General features: G+C 31.9%; 16 protein-coding genes. 7 read left to right on the forward strand and 9 right to left on the reverse strand.

The window, feature by feature from the left end:
* Positions 1-22 precede the first annotated feature (22 nt).
* From cysS to K8354_RS03875, 4 genes are all read left to right on the forward strand, one after another.
* Complete coding sequence (gene cysS, locus K8354_RS03860; RefSeq protein WP_223445510.1) at positions 23-1,501, forward strand: cysteine--tRNA ligase; 1,479 nt, start codon at positions 23-25, stop codon at positions 1,499-1,501.
* A gap of 106 nt (positions 1,502-1,607) precedes the next feature.
* Positions 1,608-1,841 carry a membrane protein insertion efficiency factor YidD gene (yidD, locus tag K8354_RS03865; RefSeq protein ID WP_223445511.1) on the forward strand — a complete coding sequence of 78 codons (234 nt, stop codon included), beginning with the start codon at positions 1,608-1,610 and terminating at the stop codon, positions 1,839-1,841.
* A gap of 98 nt (positions 1,842-1,939) precedes the next feature.
* A complete protein-coding gene (gene lgt, locus K8354_RS03870) occupies positions 1,940-2,782 on the forward strand; it encodes a prolipoprotein diacylglyceryl transferase (protein WP_223445512.1) in 843 nt (280 codons plus the stop codon).
* Positions 2,779-3,090, forward strand: coding sequence for a DUF6787 family protein (locus K8354_RS03875; RefSeq protein WP_223445513.1), 312 nt, complete (start codon positions 2,779-2,781; stop codon positions 3,088-3,090). Before lgt ends, K8354_RS03875 begins: the two co-directional genes overlap by 4 nt.
* Here K8354_RS03875 and K8354_RS03880 read toward each other — a convergent pair.
* Positions 3,087-3,374 carry a hypothetical protein gene (locus tag K8354_RS03880; protein WP_223445514.1) on the reverse strand — a complete coding sequence of 96 codons (288 nt, stop codon included), beginning with the start codon at positions 3,372-3,374 and terminating at the stop codon, positions 3,087-3,089. The genes K8354_RS03875 and K8354_RS03880 overlap by 4 nt on opposite strands.
* Positions 3,375-3,457: 83 nt before the next feature.
* Between K8354_RS03880 and K8354_RS03885 the strand changes: the two genes are divergently transcribed.
* Positions 3,458-4,084 carry an NUDIX hydrolase gene (locus K8354_RS03885; protein WP_223445515.1) on the forward strand — a complete coding sequence of 209 codons (627 nt, stop codon included), beginning with the start codon at positions 3,458-3,460 and terminating at the stop codon, positions 4,082-4,084.
* A gap of 54 nt (positions 4,085-4,138) precedes the next feature.
* A complete protein-coding gene (locus K8354_RS03890) occupies positions 4,139-4,957 on the forward strand; it encodes a lysophospholipid acyltransferase family protein (protein WP_223445516.1) in 819 nt (272 codons plus the stop codon).
* A gap of 186 nt (positions 4,958-5,143) precedes the next feature.
* Here the strand turns inward: K8354_RS03890 and K8354_RS03895 are convergent, their stop codons facing one another.
* The 5 genes from K8354_RS03895 to K8354_RS03915 form a co-directional block, all read right to left on the reverse strand.
* Complete coding sequence (locus K8354_RS03895) at positions 5,144-6,025, reverse strand: glycoside hydrolase family 16 protein (protein WP_223445518.1); 882 nt, start codon at positions 6,023-6,025, stop codon at positions 5,144-5,146.
* Between the two features lie 173 nt (positions 6,026-6,198).
* Positions 6,199-8,400, reverse strand: a complete 2,202-nt coding sequence (locus tag K8354_RS03900) for a M1 family metallopeptidase (RefSeq protein ID WP_223445520.1) — start codon at positions 8,398-8,400, stop codon at positions 6,199-6,201.
* 142 nt (positions 8,401-8,542) lie between these two features.
* Positions 8,543-10,660, reverse strand: a complete 2,118-nt coding sequence (locus K8354_RS03905) for a M1 family metallopeptidase (protein WP_223445522.1) — start codon at positions 10,658-10,660, stop codon at positions 8,543-8,545.
* 26 nt (positions 10,661-10,686) lie between these two features.
* Entirely contained in the window at positions 10,687-11,187 is a 501-nt protein-coding gene (locus tag K8354_RS03910; protein WP_223445524.1) for a DUF6702 family protein, read from the reverse strand.
* A gap of 30 nt (positions 11,188-11,217) precedes the next feature.
* Positions 11,218-12,027, reverse strand: coding sequence for a carboxypeptidase-like regulatory domain-containing protein (locus K8354_RS03915; protein ID WP_223445526.1), 810 nt, complete (start codon positions 12,025-12,027; stop codon positions 11,218-11,220).
* 287 nt (positions 12,028-12,314) lie between these two features.
* On the opposite strand from K8354_RS03915, the gene pepE reads away from it, so the two are divergent.
* The gene (gene pepE, locus K8354_RS03920; RefSeq protein ID WP_223445528.1) at positions 12,315-13,016 is read left to right on the forward strand and encodes a dipeptidase PepE; all 702 of its coding nucleotides are present in this window, start codon (positions 12,315-12,317) and stop codon (positions 13,014-13,016) included.
* 106 nt (positions 13,017-13,122) lie between these two features.
* Here pepE and ribB read toward each other — a convergent pair whose 3' ends face one another.
* The 3 genes from ribB to lolA1 all read right to left on the reverse strand — a co-directional run bounded on the left by ribB (position 13,123) and on the right by lolA1 (position 16,431).
* Complete coding sequence (gene ribB / locus K8354_RS03925) at positions 13,123-14,268, reverse strand: 3,4-dihydroxy-2-butanone-4-phosphate synthase (RefSeq protein ID WP_223445530.1); 1,146 nt, start codon at positions 14,266-14,268, stop codon at positions 13,123-13,125.
* Positions 14,265-15,713 carry an LptF/LptG family permease gene (locus K8354_RS03930; RefSeq protein ID WP_223445532.1) on the reverse strand — a complete coding sequence of 483 codons (1,449 nt, stop codon included), beginning with the start codon at positions 15,711-15,713 and terminating at the stop codon, positions 14,265-14,267. Before K8354_RS03930 ends, ribB begins: the two co-directional genes overlap by 4 nt.
* Positions 15,714-15,774: 61 nt before the next feature.
* Positions 15,775-16,431, reverse strand: coding sequence for an outer membrane lipoprotein periplasmic chaperone LolA1 (gene lolA1 / locus K8354_RS03935; RefSeq protein ID WP_223445534.1), 657 nt, complete (start codon positions 16,429-16,431; stop codon positions 15,775-15,777).
* Positions 16,432-16,443 lie beyond the last annotated feature (12 nt).

The following is a 16,443-nucleotide window of genomic DNA, read 5'->3' on the forward strand; positions in this document are numbered from 1 at the left end:
CCTATAAATAGTCACTTATTTAATGGAACTTTATAAAAATAATCAACTTAAAATATACAATTCTCTCAGTAAACAAAAAGAGGATTTTAAACCCATCACAGAAGGGTATGTAGGCATGTATGTTTGCGGTCCAACTGTGTATAGCAACGCACATTTAGGAAACGTAAGAACTTTTATGTTTTTTGATGTGATGTATAGATACCTTTTACATTTAGGTTATAAAGTGCGCTATGTGCGTAATATTACCGATGCCGGTCATTTAGAAAACGATGCAGAAGAAGGCGAAGACAAAATTGCCATCAAAGCTCGTTTAGAACAAATTGAACCGATGGAGGTTGTGCAGCGTTACACTTTAGACTTTCATAATGTATTAAAAAATTACAATTTTTTACCACCAAGTATAGAGCCAACGGCAACAGGTCATATAGTTGAACAGATTGAAATGATTAAAGAAATCATAGAAAAAGGTTTTGCGTATGAGGTCAATGGTTCTGTTTATTTTGATGTTTTAGAATACAATAAAAAAGGCAATTACGGAATTCTTTCTGGCAGAAAAGTAGAAGATCTAATTCATAATACAAGAACCTTAGACGGCCAGTCTGATAAGAAAAATCCACAAGATTTTGCACTTTGGAAAAAAGCAGACGAGCGCCATATTATGCGTTGGCCATCTCCTTGGTCTGATGGTTTTCCGGGTTGGCATTTAGAGTGTTCTGTGATGAGCACTAAGTATTTGGGAGAACAGTTTGATATTCATGGAGGCGGAATGGATTTAAAATTCCCACATCATGAATGTGAAATTGCACAATCTCAAACCTGTAGTGGTGTAAAGCCTGTAAACTATTGGATGCACACAAATATGTTGCTATTAAATAGTCAGAAAATGGCAAAGTCTAGTGGTAATTTTATTTTACCAAATGAAATTTTATCTGGGGAAAATGACATTTTACCAAAAGCATTTTCGGCTTCTGTTGTTCGTTTTTTTAATATGCAAGCCAATTACAGAAGTATTCTAGATTTTTCAGGTGAAGCGCTAGAAGCATCAGAAAAAGGGCATTCTAAATTGATGGAAGCTGTTGCTTACATGGATAAAATTCAAGCAGGTACAATATCTACTTTCGATGTTCAAAAATGGAAGTCTGATTGTTATGCAGCGATGAATGATGACTTTAATACACCAATTTTAATAGCACACTTATTTGAGGCTGTAAAACTAATCAATCAAATAAAAGAGAAAAAAGCAAATTTGTCAGCACAAGATTTAGCAGAATTTAAGGGAACTATGAATGCTTTTGTTTTTGATGTTTTAGGTTTGATGAATGAAACTGCTCAAGGAAATTCAGAAAAAATAAAAGGAGTAGTAGAGCTTCTGATTAAATTAAGAAAAGAAGCAAGAGAAAATAAAGAATGGGCATTATCAGATCAAATAAGAGATGAATTAATTGAACTCGGAATTCAGTTAAAAGACGGAAAGGAAGGAACCACTTTTTCAATAAATTAAGAGATTATTATGAAATGTGAATTATGAATTAGAAGTCCGTTACTTTTTGTAATTTCGGTTTTTTGCCCAATTTGTATCGAGAACTTTTTAAAGTAAATAATTTAATTTGAAAAAAATACTTTCATATCCGTTCATTATACTCGTTCGGTTTTATCAAGTAGCGATATCGCCATATACACCAGCAACTTGCAGATACAGTCCAACCTGTTCTCATTATACCATAGAAGCATTGCAAAAACATGGTTTATTTTCTGGTGGTTGGTTGGCCTTAAAAAGAATATTTAGCTGTCATCCTTGGGGAGGAAGTGGTTATGACCCTGTTCCGGAAAAAAAGAAATAATTAAAAATGTCATTACGAGGAAGAATGACGAGGTAATTTAGTCTTTAATTCTAGTTTACTTTATTACTTTCGCAGTGACAAAAACAGAATAGAAATATATGAATTTTTTAGCAATAGAGTGGGAACCTTCCTTAGGAATCGATTTAGGGTTTTTTGTAGTTCGTTGGTATAGTTTGATGTTTGTAGCCGCGTTTTTGTTGGGCTTACATTTGATGAAAAAAATATATATTAAAGACGAAATTCCAATAGAAAAACTCGACGTCCTTTTTATGTATACTTTTATTTCTATGCTAGTAGGAATGCGCTTAGGAGATGTTTTCTTTTATAGTTGGGATTATTATCAAAACCATTTATTAGAAATAATTATTCCTTTTAAACAAGTAAATGGAACGTGGAAATTTACAGGTTTTACAGGGTTTGCCAGTCATGGAGCTGCCATTGGTATTATTTTAACCATGTACTTTTATGCTAAAAAACATTTACATAAACCTTGGTTATTTATTTTAGATAGGTTGGCAATTATGGTGGCTTTGGCTGGATTTTTTATCAGAACAGGAAATTTTATGAATTCAGAAATCTACGGAAAGGCTACAGGAAGTAATTTTGGTGTTATTTTTAAAAATAATGGTGAAGATTTCCCCAGACATCCAACCCAATTATATGAAGCTTTTAGTTACCTAATTTTATTTTTTGTGATGTGGTATCTATACTGGAAAACAGATAAAAAACAGCAAGTAGGTTTCTTATTTGGCTTGTTTATGGCAGTTTTATGGTCGCTACGTTTTTTTATAGAATTTCTGAAAGAAGCTCAGGTTGATGGGAGAGAAGATTGGGTTTTTAATGCATTAAACACCGGACAAGTTTTAAGTATTCCATTAGTTTTAATCGGTTTATGGCTCATGTTTAGAAAAACAAAAAGCACAGAGAACGTAACATCATGAATAAATTAAAAGAACGTTGGGGTATCGAAAGTAATTGGGCAGTTGTTGCAATTTTTGTAGTTTTTGCCATTAATGGTTCTTTTGCTGCTTGGGTTGCAAAACCTATCACGGCTTTTTTAGGATTATCACCAGACACAATTTCCGTTTGGTTCTATTATCCTCTGAGGATTTTATTGATTTTTCCTATTTACCAACTCACACTGCCCATTGTTGGTTTTCTTTTCGGTCAATTTAAATTCTTTTGGACTTTTGAAAAAAAGTTTTTGAGCCGTCTGGGTTTAGGTTTTTTATTTAAAGAAAATAATTAAACATCAATTACAGCGGTTTCCTTCCTCTCTTTTTTTGAAGCATCCTCCTTTTGGATGAGATAGGTATAAATCCACATAATGGTAAACGTAGGGATAATATCTAAAGGAAGAATTTCTTCAAGAAAACTCACAATACCTGCAATTTTTCCGCTAGTACCTTTGTACATTTTTGTCATGATATAACCAGATATAGGAGCCCAAACTATATCTAAAAAGGGAATTGGAATTAGGCCAATGGTATCTAAAACAATACCGATTCCTAGTTTTTTATATTTTGTATTCATGCTTTTATTTGTTCAAAATTCTTGCCAAAAAATATTTATTTTGGTATAGAAAATTATAAGTTTGTTAAAAGTAACTATTCAAAATGAATTTTAAAGACTTCACAAAAAAAATTGAAGATTTACAGCAAATGAAATTAGGTGGTTTAGAAGCGCAATTTAGAATGGCTCCTCAACTTCGTTTACGATATAATAAAGACAAAATAATAGCAAATAATCCAAGGAGAGCCGCTGTTTTAGCGTTATTATATCCAAATATAAAAAATGAAACAACGCTACTTTTAACACAAAGAGCAATTTATAAGGGTACACATTCTGCACAAATTAGTTTTCCCGGTGGAAAAACGGAAAAAAGGGACCTTAATTTGCAAGAAACAGCTTTAAGAGAAACGTTTGAGGAAGTAGGCGTAGTGCCATCAACTATTGCCGTTATAAGAGAACTAACCGATGTGTACATTCCGCCTAGTAATTTTTTAGCAACTCCTTTTTTAGGGTTTGTTGATAAAAAACCTCAATTTATTTTAAACCATGAAGTAGCTACCATTATTGAAGTTTTAGTAAGTGATTTGTTGAATGAAAAGAATATTACTAGTGTGAATGTAAGCACGTCATACATGGAAAATTCGGAAGTTCCTTGTTTTAAAATTGATAATCACATTATTTGGGGGGCAACAGGTATGATGCTTTCCGAAATTAAAGAACTCTTAAAATAGTATGTTACTAAATTGTTTTGTAGTTTTGTTTGTTGTCAATTAAATTTAGTAAAAATGCCCTTATTTAAAAGGAACCCTTTTGGACATTACTTATTTATAAAAAAGTGGATTATTCGTTTTTTCGGAGTGGTATCTCATGGCAGGTATCGTAATTTTAATCAACTTCAGATCGAAGGATCACAAATATTAAGAGATTTACCAGATAGAAAAGTATTGTTCATTTCTAATCATCAAACTTATTTTGCGGATGTGGCTGCGATGTTTCATGTTTTTAATGCTGCTTTGAAAGGTAGAGATGATACTATTAAAAATATTGGCTATATATGGCAGCCCAAGTTGAATTTTTATTTTGTGGCTGCAGGAGAAACGATGCGTGCGGGTTTATTGCCAAAAATATTTGCCTATGCAGGGTCGGTTTCTATAGATCGAACTTGGAGAAGTGAAGGTAAAGATGTAAAGAGACAGGTGAAAAATACTGACATTTCGAATATTGGGAAAGCTATAGAAGATGGTTGGGTAATTACATTTCCGCAAGGAACCACAACACCATTTAAACCGATTCGAAGAGGAACGGCACATATTATAAAAACCTATAAGCCCATTGTTGTACCCATTGTTATTGATGGTTTTCGACGTTCTTTTGATAAAAAAGGTCTTCGGATTAAACGAAAAAATGTCTTACAGTCTATGGTAATTAAAGAACCTTTAGATATTGATTACGAAAATGATGAGATTGCTGATATTGTTACCAAAATCGAATATGCGATAGAACAACACCCTTCTTTCTTGAAAGTTTTGTCTGTTGAAGATTTAGAGGAATTACAGAAAGAGGAAGAAGAACTAAACAAACAAAGAACTTTTTGGAATTCTTAAAAATATACCGCCAAAGTATTGGTTAAAAAAGCATCCTATTTGGGATGCTTTTTTATTGATGTATGAATTGATTTATTTTCGGGTTTTTTTTCTAAATTTCAAAGCTAAAAATATCTCGTAAGCAAAACATGCCAAAATGATGACTAGTTTATTCGCTTTTATGCATAATGAAAAGAGAGAATAATGTTATTTCTTTTTGTAAACTCGCACCCAGTCCACAAACATATATTGCGGGAATTTAGTTGTTTTGTCAGGACGGCCAGCATAGGTGCCACCAACAGCAAGATTTAAAAGGATGTAAAACTCTTTATGAAATTCCGATAAGTGATCTGCTGTAATGGAGGTTGAAGCAAATTGTTTTCCGTCCACAAACCAAGTCATTTTTTCCGAGTCCCACTCCAACTCAAAAACATGAAAATTATCTGCAAATTTACCTTCTTTAAGTTTAAAGGGAACAGCTCCCATTTGTGCATGTTTATTATTAGAATCTGCGAAATGAATATTCGCTTCGATCATACCATCATCCTTAGAGCCATATAATTCTAAAATATCAATCTCTCCTGATTTTGGCCAAGGAGTATCACCACCAATTTCGTTTATATTAGCGCCAAGCATCCAAAAAGCAGGCCAAATACCTTTGCCTTCTGGAAGTTTTATGCGAGCTGATATTTTTCCGTATTTAAAAGATTGTTTATTTCCCGTATGCATTCTTGCAGAGGTATATTGATCCATGCCATGCACATCACTTTTATGCATTGCTTTAATGACCAAACAATTGTTTTCGATATACGCATTTTCATTGGAGCTCGTATAACGCTGCCATTCATCATTAAAATGTCCTGCCTTTAACACTTGAGCGGTCCAATTATTCTCATTGATTGCTTCAGCATCAAATTCATCAGACCAAGTTAATTCCCAACCGTCGCTTGGGTTATACTTTGTTTCTATTTTGGATAGGATATTTTCTTTTTTAGGTTCTGTGTTGTTTTTCACTTCTTTGTCTTTACAGGAGATTAAAATAATTGAACTTATCGATAGTATGATGAGTTTGTGTACTATTTTTTTCATGGTAATATTTTATTTTTGATATTAAATTTTCTTTAAAATTATATGGAATTCATTTTACTATTGAATCCAAACCGAAGTTAAACAAATTTATTTTTATTCCTTTATTATGGATCATAAAAAAGCCTCACAAGTTGTGAGGCTTTTTATTTAATAAGGTTGTAAAATAAAATGACTTATTGTTTTACTTTTTCTTTAAACTTATCGAATTTGTCAGTTTCTGGTTTTGGCCAGCTATTATTAGAGATGTCTACATCAGCAGTTTCCATATCTGGATCTACTTTAATACTTGTAATTTCTTGAGTAGAAGCGAACACTCTTTTTACAGAAGTATCATCTTTCATCCAAATTTGTGCAGGAAACGTTTGTTTTTCAGTGGTACCATCTGCATACGTTAATTCAACAATTAAAGGCATTACTAAACCTCCTGGTTTTTCAAACTCAACAGAATAAATATAACTTGGTACTTCCTTACCGTCAGCATATGTATCCATAGCTTTAGGATTAGCATCTTCTTTCTTATCAGTAATGTATACTAAATCACCTAAACCATCAAAATATTGTTTGTATTGCTCTTTTAACTTCGTTACTCTTTCATTAGGCTTATCCGTTAAATATAAAGGTTTTACTTCTTTAATACCGATATCTGTTACATCAGTTGTATAAAACCAACCTCTCCAGAACCAGTCTAAATCCATACCGGAAGCATCTTCCATAGATCTAAAGAAATCAGCAGGTGTTGGGTGTTTAAACATCCATCTTTGAGAATAGGTTCTAAATGCATGATCAAATAATTCTGGGCCCATAATTGTTTTTCTTAGCATATATAAACCAGCAGCTGGTTTAGAATAAGCATTTGGTCCAAATTGTTTTACGTAATCTCCTTGAGACATGATAGGAGAGATGTTAGATTGATCTCCACCCATATAACGTGTAATATTTTTTGCTGGATTTGATGCAAATAATTCTGGATCATATACTTCTTCTGCTAAAATTTCTACAAAAGAGTTTAAACCTTCATCCATCCAAGTCCATTGTCTTTCATCAGAATTTACAATCATAGGAAAAAAGTTGTGCCCAACTTCGTGAATGATTACACCTAGCATTCCTTTTTTAGTTCTATCAGAATACGTTCCATCAGGATTTGGTCTACCAAAGTTGAAACAAATCATAGGATACTCCATTCCTTGTCTTTCAGAATGTACAGAAACTGCTTTTGGATATGGGTAATCAAATGTTATTTTAGAGTACTCTACAAGTGTAGTAGCTACTGCCATTGTTGAGTGCTCTTCCCATAAAGGATTTCCTTCTTTTGGATATAAAGAAATTGCCATGACCGTTTTTCCGTTAATATTTGTAGCCATGGCATCCCAAATGTATTTTCTTGAGGATGCAAAAGCAAAATCACGAACTCTTTCTGCTTTAAATTTCCAAGTTTTTGTTTTTGTAGAACGCCCTTTTTCAGCTTTTTCAGCTTCTTCTTGCGTTACAATAATAACAGGCTTGTCAAAAGATTTTCTAGCTTGTTCTAAACGGTTCCGTTGTTTTTTTGATAAAACATCTTTTTCATTTTGCAAAGTACCAGTTGCTTCTACAATATGATCTGCAGGTACGGTTAAATTTACCTCATAGTCTCCGAATTCTAAAGCAAATTCACTACGTCCCCAGAACTGCATATTTTGCCAACCTTCTACATTATCATACACTGCCAATCTTGGAAAAAATTGAGCAATCGTATAGTTGTTATTTCCATCAGGAAAAGATTCTAATCCAGAACGACCACCATCTTTGTTGATGTCATTTATTTTGTAATTCCATTTAATTCTAAAGTTAAATGTTTCGCCTGGAGCAAGTGGTTTAGACAAGTTAATACGCATCATTGTACTGTTGATAAAATGCGATAAAGGCTTGCCATCTGTTTCTACAGCTTCTATATTAAAGCCAAATCCTTTAGACTCATTCATGTATGAGCTTTTAAAGCTATCTGGAGTAATGAAAGCAGCAGCAGCATTAGATGATATTAATGGCGTTTTTGAATCATCTGCTCTCATGTTTTGGTCTAACTGAACCCACAAATATTCTAAATAATCTTTAGAATTGTTGTGGTATGTAATTTTTTCATCACCATAAATTTTGTTGGTACTTTCTTCTAAACGAATGTCCATCACATAATCAACTTTTTGTTGCGTATATTGATGACCTGGTGCACCAGAAGCAGTGCGTTGATCGTTAGGTGTAGCCAAAACATCTTTCATTTGTCTGAATTTGTTTTGATCTGTGTGACCTTGTTGTGTTTTCTTTTTTTCTTTTGTTTCTTGGGCAAAACTCGCTGTTGCCACAAAAAATAAAGAAAATACTAATAAAGAAATTTTTCTCATTTGTTTTTAATTTGATTTAATTGATATAAAATTAGTTATAAGAATGTAAATGATTAAAGAATTTTAAAACTTTAACAAACCTTTATCATAAAAAAAGGCGATATCGATACATATTGCCTTTTTTACCTATTTTGAATAAAATTTAACCTTTTATTTTCTTTTTAAATTTATCAAATTTATTTGCTGTTTCTTGCGGAAAGCTATTATTTGAAGTATCTACATCTGCTGTTTCTAAATCTGGATCTATCATCATACTTTCTATTTCTTTTGATGAGGAAAATACTTTGGTAACCTCTTTATCATTGTATCTCCAAATTTGTGCAGGATATGTTTTCTTTTCTTTAGTGCCATCTTTATATTTAAATTCTACAATAATTGGCATCACTAAACCTCCTGGTTTGTTATAAGTAATTTCATAATGATATTTAGAGTTTTCATTTTTCTTGGCAAAACCTAATCCTTCAGAAGTGTCTTCAATAAATTCTACGGAATCTCCCACGGTCTTTGTTTGAAATTTCTTAACACCTTTTATACCAATGTCAGTAACATCTGTCGTGTAAAACCAACCTCTCCAAAACCAATCTAAATCTATCCCAGACGCGTCTTCCATCGTTCTAAAGAAATCTGCAGGAGTAGGGTGTTTAAACATCCATCTTTGCGAATAGGTTCTAAAAGCATGATCAAATAATTCATGACCCATAATAGTTTCTCTTAAAATCCATAAGGCAGTTGCTGGTTTACCATAAGCATTATTTCCAAAACTATGTACATTATCTCCTTTAGACATGATAGGTGCAATTTTAGATTGATCACCACTCATATAACCTACAATGTTTTTTGGTAAACCTCTTCTTAATGGATATCCTTCTTCATATTCCATCATAGCTAACATTTGTACGTATGAGTTTAAACCTTCATCCATCCAAGTCCATTGTCTTTCATCCGAGTTTACGATCATCGGAAAAAAGTTATGACCAACTTCGTGAATTGTAACTCCTATTGTTCTGTATTTTTGTCTATCAGAATATCCTCCATCGGGTAAATCTGGTCTTCCTGGATTAAAACATATTTGTGGATATTCCATACCCATTTGTCCATCTACAGAAATTGCTTTGTGATAAGGGTAATCAAACGTATATTTAGAATAGGTCTTTAAAGTTTGTACAACAGATCTCGTAGAATGATCTCCATACAAAGGGTTTGCCTCTTTAGAATATAAGGAATAAGCCATAACCGTTCTACCATTAATATCTACAGCCTGCGCATCCCAAATAAATTTTCTAGACGTTGCAAAAGCATAATCTCTTACGTTTTCTGCATAGAATTTCCATGTTTTTGTGCCTTTCGCTTTGGTTTTTTCAATTTTTTCAGCCTCTTTTTGAGTTCTAATAATAACAGGTTTGTCAAAAGTTTTTCTTGCTTTTTCTAGTCTGCTAAGCTCTTTTTTGGTAAGTACTTCGTTTTCATTTTGTAAAACTCCTGTGGCTCCTAACATATGGTCTTCCGGAACTGTTATGTTTACAGTAAAATCACCAAATTCTAAAGCAAATTCGCTTCGTCCCCAAAATTGATCATTTTGCCATCCTTCTACATTATCATACACACACAATCTTGGGTAAAATTGTGCTATTACATAATTATTATTTCCGTTTTCTGTAAAATGTTCATAACCAGATCTACCTCCTTGAGTTCTATGGTTGTTGATGTTATACCACCATTCTATACCAAAGGTAAACGTTTCTCCAGAGGCTAAAGGAATTGGTAAATCAATACGCATCATCGTTTGATTAATGGTATAAGCTAATTTACTTCCATCGGCGTTGGTTACACTCATAATATTAAAACCGCCATCGAAACGTTCTTCAGGGAAACTTCTTTCGAACCTACCTTTACTCATTTTTTCAGGAATTGAGTTGGTAGAGATATCTGGCGTTTTAGAATCTGCCGCTCGCATATTCTGGTCTAATTGTACCCATAAATAAGCTAATTCATCGGCTGAATTATTATGATATGTTATCGTTTCAGACCCTGTAATTTTAGTGTTATTATCATCTAAAGTGATGTCTATAACATAATCTACCTTTTGTTGCGTGTAATCTTTGCCAGGCGCACCCGAGGCAGTTCTTTCAGCATTTGGTGTTGGTAACTCTTGCTTTAATTGTTTAAACTTGTTTTGGTTGGTATGTCCTTCTTTTGCTATTTGAGCAAAAGAATTTGCAACAAAAACAAGTGAGAACAATAAAAATCCGATTTTTTTCATGAATGGTTAAATTTAATTATGAGTGATTATTGATATGCTAGTTTGGCAGAATTTTCATCTTTGGTTAATAAAACACTCTTGTGCTTTTTACCTACTTTAGATTTTATTAAATTCTGTTGTTTCGGAAAATGTTTGGTCAAGATATTATTTTGAATATTGATGTCATTGACGGCATCAATATTTTCTATTTCTAAGTAAAAATAAACAAGGTCACCATCGTATTCTTTGCCAATGTAATTAAATTTTTTCGGAATTTCGTTTACTTTAAAATCTAATTTTTCTCTTAAATATTTTTCAAAATAGATGTCGTTATTTTCTAGTTCTTTTTTTGTGGTGAGTTGTAAATCAATTGCGTAATCGCTATTTAAAGCCGTTTCTATATCATCCATAAAAACATTAATGATAATTTGAATTGATTTTGCTTCACTCTTGTAATTTATCTGTGTTAAGCTTAAATAATATTTATGAGCAGTAAAAGATAAAAGTGGAATGAATACCAGTAGTAAAAATGTTTTATTGAATTTCATATTATTGCTAAAATCAAATATGGAGCCAAATTACTCTTTTTTTATGATTTTCAGGTAAGGGATGCTTTCAGTTCTTAATATTTTTATGACTTCTAACAGTTTATCCTCTTTGTGTAGCGTTTCGATGTTTAAAGGATTACAGTATTCTAAAAAATGAAAATACCGATCAATGGGTATTTTTAATTCATCAAAAAAGAACTTTTCTCCCAATTCTGATAAAATTTTATAAGGAAACGCTTTCTTATATTCTAAATCTCTACGTAAAGCCCACAAACGTTCAGAACCTTTAAAAGGAATTACTGCAACGGCTCCGGCACCAATCATGGGCATAGCACCCGCCATGGTATTTACGATGGGCGGTCTTGCCTTGTCAATCGCATCTAACTCATAATCTTCTATGCTAAAGTCGATGTTAGAAAAATCCATGACTTTCCGTAACAATGAATCTTGTTTGTTTTTAGGGACATCTTTTGTGTCAATCCCCAATCTACCCATTAAATTGTGTCTTTTTAGCTCGAATTCTTTTAGGGTATATATCGCTAATTTTAAAACGACATCTATATTTCTTTGCTCTAAAATAGTATCTGTAACTACAATTTTTTTTGGAGCATATTGCACAGATGAAACGCTTAAGGTATCTCCTTTAGAAACAAATATTCTAAACAAGCCTTTTGAACTAGAAAAAGTACCCTGTTTTGTTTTAAAGTTAATGATGTTGGCGTTTTTAATTACGCCAATAGAATCTGTAACCCTTCCCGTAATTAATTTTCTTTTTTCTTGAGAAAAAAGAACGGTTGAAAAGGATAAAAGAAATATGAATATGATTAATTTTTTAAACATCTTTTTATTCTTTTTATACAAATTACAAATTTTTATTCTAAAAACTCAAAAAATGGAATTTAAACTTATGTTAAAATAAATATCTTTTAGATGCCTGTAAATAAATACTTGTATATTTTAATCTTTAGATAATTTAAAGTCAATTAATTAATAGGTTATTTGTTGTTAGTTAGAGCGCAATCGAGAATTATTCGATTATTGTAAACTTTTGTTAAATCAAAAAGGATTCCACATTTTAGCGGGTTTTAAAGAATTTAGATTTCATAAAAATGAATTATTTTTGAAGTATGAAAAAAATGATTATTGCAAGTACCTCAACAATTTATGGCAGCGAATATTTAGAATATTTATTGCCAACCTTAAAAGATTTTTTTAAGGATATAAAAACGATTCTTTTTATCCCGTATGCAAGACCTAGTGGAATTTCTTATGATGCTTATACACAAATGGTAAAAAACGCATTCGGCGCAATTCAGATGGATGTAAAAGGGATTCATCAATTTAAAAATTCGAAAGAGGCGATACAAAATGCGGAGGCTATTTTTACCGGAGGCGGAAACACTTTTGAGTTGGTAAATCAATTATATAAGAATGATGTTTTATCAACGTTAAAAAAAGTGATAGCGCAAGGAACACCTTATTTAGGAACCAGCGCAGGAAGTAATATTTGTGGCGTTAATATGATGAATACGAATGATATGCCAATTGTTTATCCGCCAAGTTTTACAACATTAGGCTGTATTCCTTTTAATATCAATGCGCATTATTTAGATCCTATTATAGGTTCTACACATAAAGGTGAAACCAGAGAAACAAGAATTAAAGAGTTTCATGTTTTTAATAACATTCCTGTTTTAGGATTGCGCGAAGGCTCTTGGTTAGAAGTTTTAGGGGATACAATTACTTTAAAAGGAAAATATACGGCAAGATTGTTTAAACAAAATCAAAAACCTGCTGAGTTAGCGAGTGGAGAACTTATTCGTTTTTAAGAAATTTACCCATAGAGGAGATTTTAGTTTGTTGAATATGCTTAGTTTTTAGCCACAGATTTGTTATATCTGTGGCTAAAAATAGTGTAAATCTTTATGAAATAATTTAATATGTTACGTAATCAACAATTTCTAAACCATAGCCAATCATACCAACTCTTTTGGTTTGTTGGGTATTAGTTACTAATTTTAATTTGCTGATATTTAAATCATGTAAAATTTGTGCTCCAATTCCAAAATCTCTTTGATCCATTCCTATTTCAGGAGCTTTTAACTCTCCTTTTTTCTGATTCTCCTTTAAGATAGACAATCTGCTTAAAAGATTTTTAGACTGATTTTGTTGATTGATAAATAAAATAGCACCTTTTCCTTCGTCATTAATCACCTGAAACATTTGGTCTAGTTTCTTGTCGGCATTGTTGGTAAGTGTTCCTAAAATATCATTATTTACTAATGTAGAATTAATACGAGTAAAAACACTTTCTTTATTGGTCCAAGAACCTTTTGTTAACGCAATATGAACTTGCTCGTTGGTTGTTTGTTGATAGGCTCTTAGTCTAAAAGTTCCAAAACGAGTTTCAATTTCAAAATCTTCTTTCTTTTCAATTAAAGAATCATGTTCCATTCTATAAGCAACCAAGTCTTCTATAGAAACAATTTTAATATTAAATTTATCTGCCACTTTTAAAAGTTGAGGTAAACGTGCCATCGTTCCATCTTCATTCATAATCTCAACAATAACACCAGCAGGCTGTAAACCCGCCAAACGGGCAAAATCTATGGCAGCCTCTGTGTGCCCAGTTCTACGTAAAACACCACCTTCTTTTCCTTTTAAAGGAAAAATATGTCCAGGTCTAGCTAAATCAAAAGGCTTAGTATCTTTATGGATGAGTGCTTGTATCGTTAAGGCTCTATCTGAGGCAGAAATACCCGTAGTTACTCCTTTTCCCCGTAAATCTACAGAAACGGTAAACCCAGTTTCCATAGGGTCTGTATTATTATTGACCATCATACCTAACTGCAATTCTTCACAACGTTTTTCCGTTAAAGGAGCGCAAATTAATCCACGACCATGTGTCGCCATAAAATTGATCATTTCTGGAGTTGTTTTCTCTGCTGCTGCTAAAAAATCACCTTCGTTTTCACGATTTTCATCATCTACCACAATAATTACTTTACCATTTCTAATATCATTAATGGCTTCTTCTATGGTGTTTAATTGTGTGGTTTTTTGCGGATTTAGTGTGGTCATAGGTTATCCCTTTTTTTGTAGTATTTTTTTAATAAATTGCTAATAGGTTGTAAAAAAGAATCAATATTAAATATTCCTTTGTCTTTTGTAGCTCTTCTAGTTAGTAAGATTGCTACGGGTATCATGAGAATTGCTGAAATCCAAGAACCTAAAAATGCAGAAATTGAGCTTTCTTCGGCTAAATTTTTACCAAAGGTATTTGTGAAAAAATAAATTACGTACACCGCAATTGCTAAAATCATAGGCATACCGAAGCCCCCTTTTCTAATAATGGAACCCAAAGGAGCGCCAATAAAAAATAAGATAATACAAGACAATGAAAATGCCATTCTATTGTAATATTCAGTATCGTAAAAATTTAAGACTTTTCTATGCCATTTAATAGAAGCTTTGCTGTTTTTAAGAGAGCTTACAACTCTACTTGTTTTTGTAATGGCGGCGTTTAAGATTGTGATTTTTTCTTGTAGTTCAAAATTATTTAGCGGAATACTGTCTAGTGTATTATTTTTTAATGAATCTGGATATTTATATAATTCTTTAGCCTGTGTACTGATAAATATATTTTTTGCTTTTAATTGCAAATCCTCATCATAGCTGCTTTTTAATTTAGGTATCGTGTCTTTAATTTCTTTTAAAGTAAACATCATCGGACTCCCTGTATTATTTATAGAATCTAGTTTTCCGTTATCGAGTGCATCGCCAATATCAATATTAAATTCGTACTCTTTAAAAGTGGCGCTAGAGGCTGCCATTTTTTTTCTTTTAAGTGTTGTTCTTGCAGATTTTACATGTTCTTCGTAATAATTGCCATCATATAAAATAAAGGTCATATATCTACTGCCTTCTTTACTTACAATTTTTCCGCTTTTTGCAGTAATAACTTTTTGATTTCCTCGATTTCCTTTTAAATCATAGATTAAAACTTTTTTTAAAAGATTCTCATCTTCGCCGTATTTTTCATCAAATTTAATCTGATATCCAGGAATGTCTGCATTAAAACTGCCAGGAACTAAAGCCATCGCAGGTTTTTTCTTTTTGATATTTAAGTATAGATTTTTTTGGTTTAATGTAGCGTATGGGAAAATATTATTTAAAAATAGGAAATTAAGACCACTTAAAGCGATTGCTAAAATTGCGATAGGTCTTACTAAACGTTGTAAAGAAATTCCGGCAGATTTTGCTGCAGCAAATTCATAATTTTCACCTAAATTACCTAAAGCCATAATAGATGATAACAAAACACCAATTGGTAGTGCTTGCGGAATGATCATTAAGGTCGTATAATATAAAAATTTTAAAATAAAAATAATACTAATTCCTTTGCCCGCAATGTTTTCGAATGCTTGCCATAAAGCTTGCATTACTAAAACAAAAAGTACGATTAGAAAAGTAGCTGTAAAAGGTACTAAGAAGCTCTTTAAAATGTATCTATCTAGAATTTTCATAAAAAGCAAAAGTAGCATCTTAAAAAATAAGATGCTACTAATTTTCTGTTAATTGAAATTATTAATCAATGGTGTAATTTTGACTTAAATATTTTTGCTTATCAAACTTAAAAAAGTTTTCTGATAATTCCTGATTACTTTTAAAAGCTGTAATAGTAAAACTAGTTTTAGATCCATTAGAGCCTGTTTGAATCAGTTTATAAATATGTTTTGTTTTTGAATCGATACCCAATTCTACTTTTACAATATCAGAATTGCTATCGATAGGGTTTAAAGTTACAAACTGAATTTTTCTACCATTCATGTTTTGTAATTTCCCCATTTCAAAATTATAACCTTCTTTATAAAAAGTTAATAATTTAGACGGATAAATAAAGCCATCATCACCTTCTAAATCTCCATCGGTAATAGAGATTTCTTTTTCATCAGTGTTAATAACATATAATTTTTTACCATCAAAAATAAATTTATTACCCAAATAGTTTAAACTGTATTTTTCTTCTTGCAAATTAATTTCACCTCTTATAGGTGGTTCGTCACCTTCTAAAATACCTGCGTCTTCGTTGCTTAAAGTTTGACTAAAACCTAAATACATGTTTTTATAGGCACTCATTTTTGTTGACACTTCATCTAGTAAAGATTTTGCCTCCTCAGAATTTTGAGAAAATGTAATACTGGTTAAAAATAAACTTAAAAATAAAAATGTTATTTTTTTCATGTTTGTTTGATT

Source organism: Polaribacter litorisediminis (assembly GCF_019968605.1).
GTDB lineage: Bacteria > Bacteroidota > Bacteroidia > Flavobacteriales > Flavobacteriaceae > Polaribacter > Polaribacter litorisediminis.

Bases quoted from the DNA above. Each gene is read 5' to 3' on its own strand.
- cysS (WP_223445510.1), top strand. From the start codon at position 23: ATGGAACTTTATAAAAATAATCAACTTAAAATATACAATTCTCTCAGT.
- lgt (WP_223445512.1), top strand. From the start codon at position 1,940: ATGAATTTTTTAGCAATAGAGTGGGAACCTTCCTTAGGAATCGATTTA.
- K8354_RS03875 (WP_223445513.1), top strand. From the start codon at position 2,779: ATGAATAAATTAAAAGAACGTTGGGGTATCGAAAGTAATTGGGCAGTT.
- K8354_RS03880 (WP_223445514.1), bottom strand. From the start codon at position 3,374: ATGAATACAAAATATAAAAAACTAGGAATCGGTATTGTTTTAGATACC.
- K8354_RS03885 (WP_223445515.1), top strand. From the start codon at position 3,458: ATGAATTTTAAAGACTTCACAAAAAAAATTGAAGATTTACAGCAAATG.
- K8354_RS03890 (WP_223445516.1), top strand. From the start codon at position 4,139: ATGCCCTTATTTAAAAGGAACCCTTTTGGACATTACTTATTTATAAAA.
- K8354_RS03895 (WP_223445518.1), bottom strand. From the start codon at position 6,025: ATGAAAAAAATAGTACACAAACTCATCATACTATCGATAAGTTCAATT.
- K8354_RS03900 (WP_223445520.1), bottom strand. From the start codon at position 8,400: ATGAGAAAAATTTCTTTATTAGTATTTTCTTTATTTTTTGTGGCAACA.
- K8354_RS03905 (WP_223445522.1), bottom strand. From the start codon at position 10,660: ATGAAAAAAATCGGATTTTTATTGTTCTCACTTGTTTTTGTTGCAAAT.
- K8354_RS03910 (WP_223445524.1), bottom strand. From the start codon at position 11,187: ATGAAATTCAATAAAACATTTTTACTACTGGTATTCATTCCACTTTTA.
- K8354_RS03915 (WP_223445526.1), bottom strand. From the start codon at position 12,027: ATGTTTAAAAAATTAATCATATTCATATTTCTTTTATCCTTTTCAACC.
- pepE (WP_223445528.1), top strand. From the start codon at position 12,315: ATGAAAAAAATGATTATTGCAAGTACCTCAACAATTTATGGCAGCGAA.
- ribB (WP_223445530.1), bottom strand. From the start codon at position 14,268: ATGACCACACTAAATCCGCAAAAAACCACACAATTAAACACCATAGAA.
- K8354_RS03930 (WP_223445532.1), bottom strand. From the start codon at position 15,713: ATGAAAATTCTAGATAGATACATTTTAAAGAGCTTCTTAGTACCTTTT.
- lolA1 (WP_223445534.1), bottom strand. From the start codon at position 16,431: ATGAAAAAAATAACATTTTTATTTTTAAGTTTATTTTTAACCAGTATT.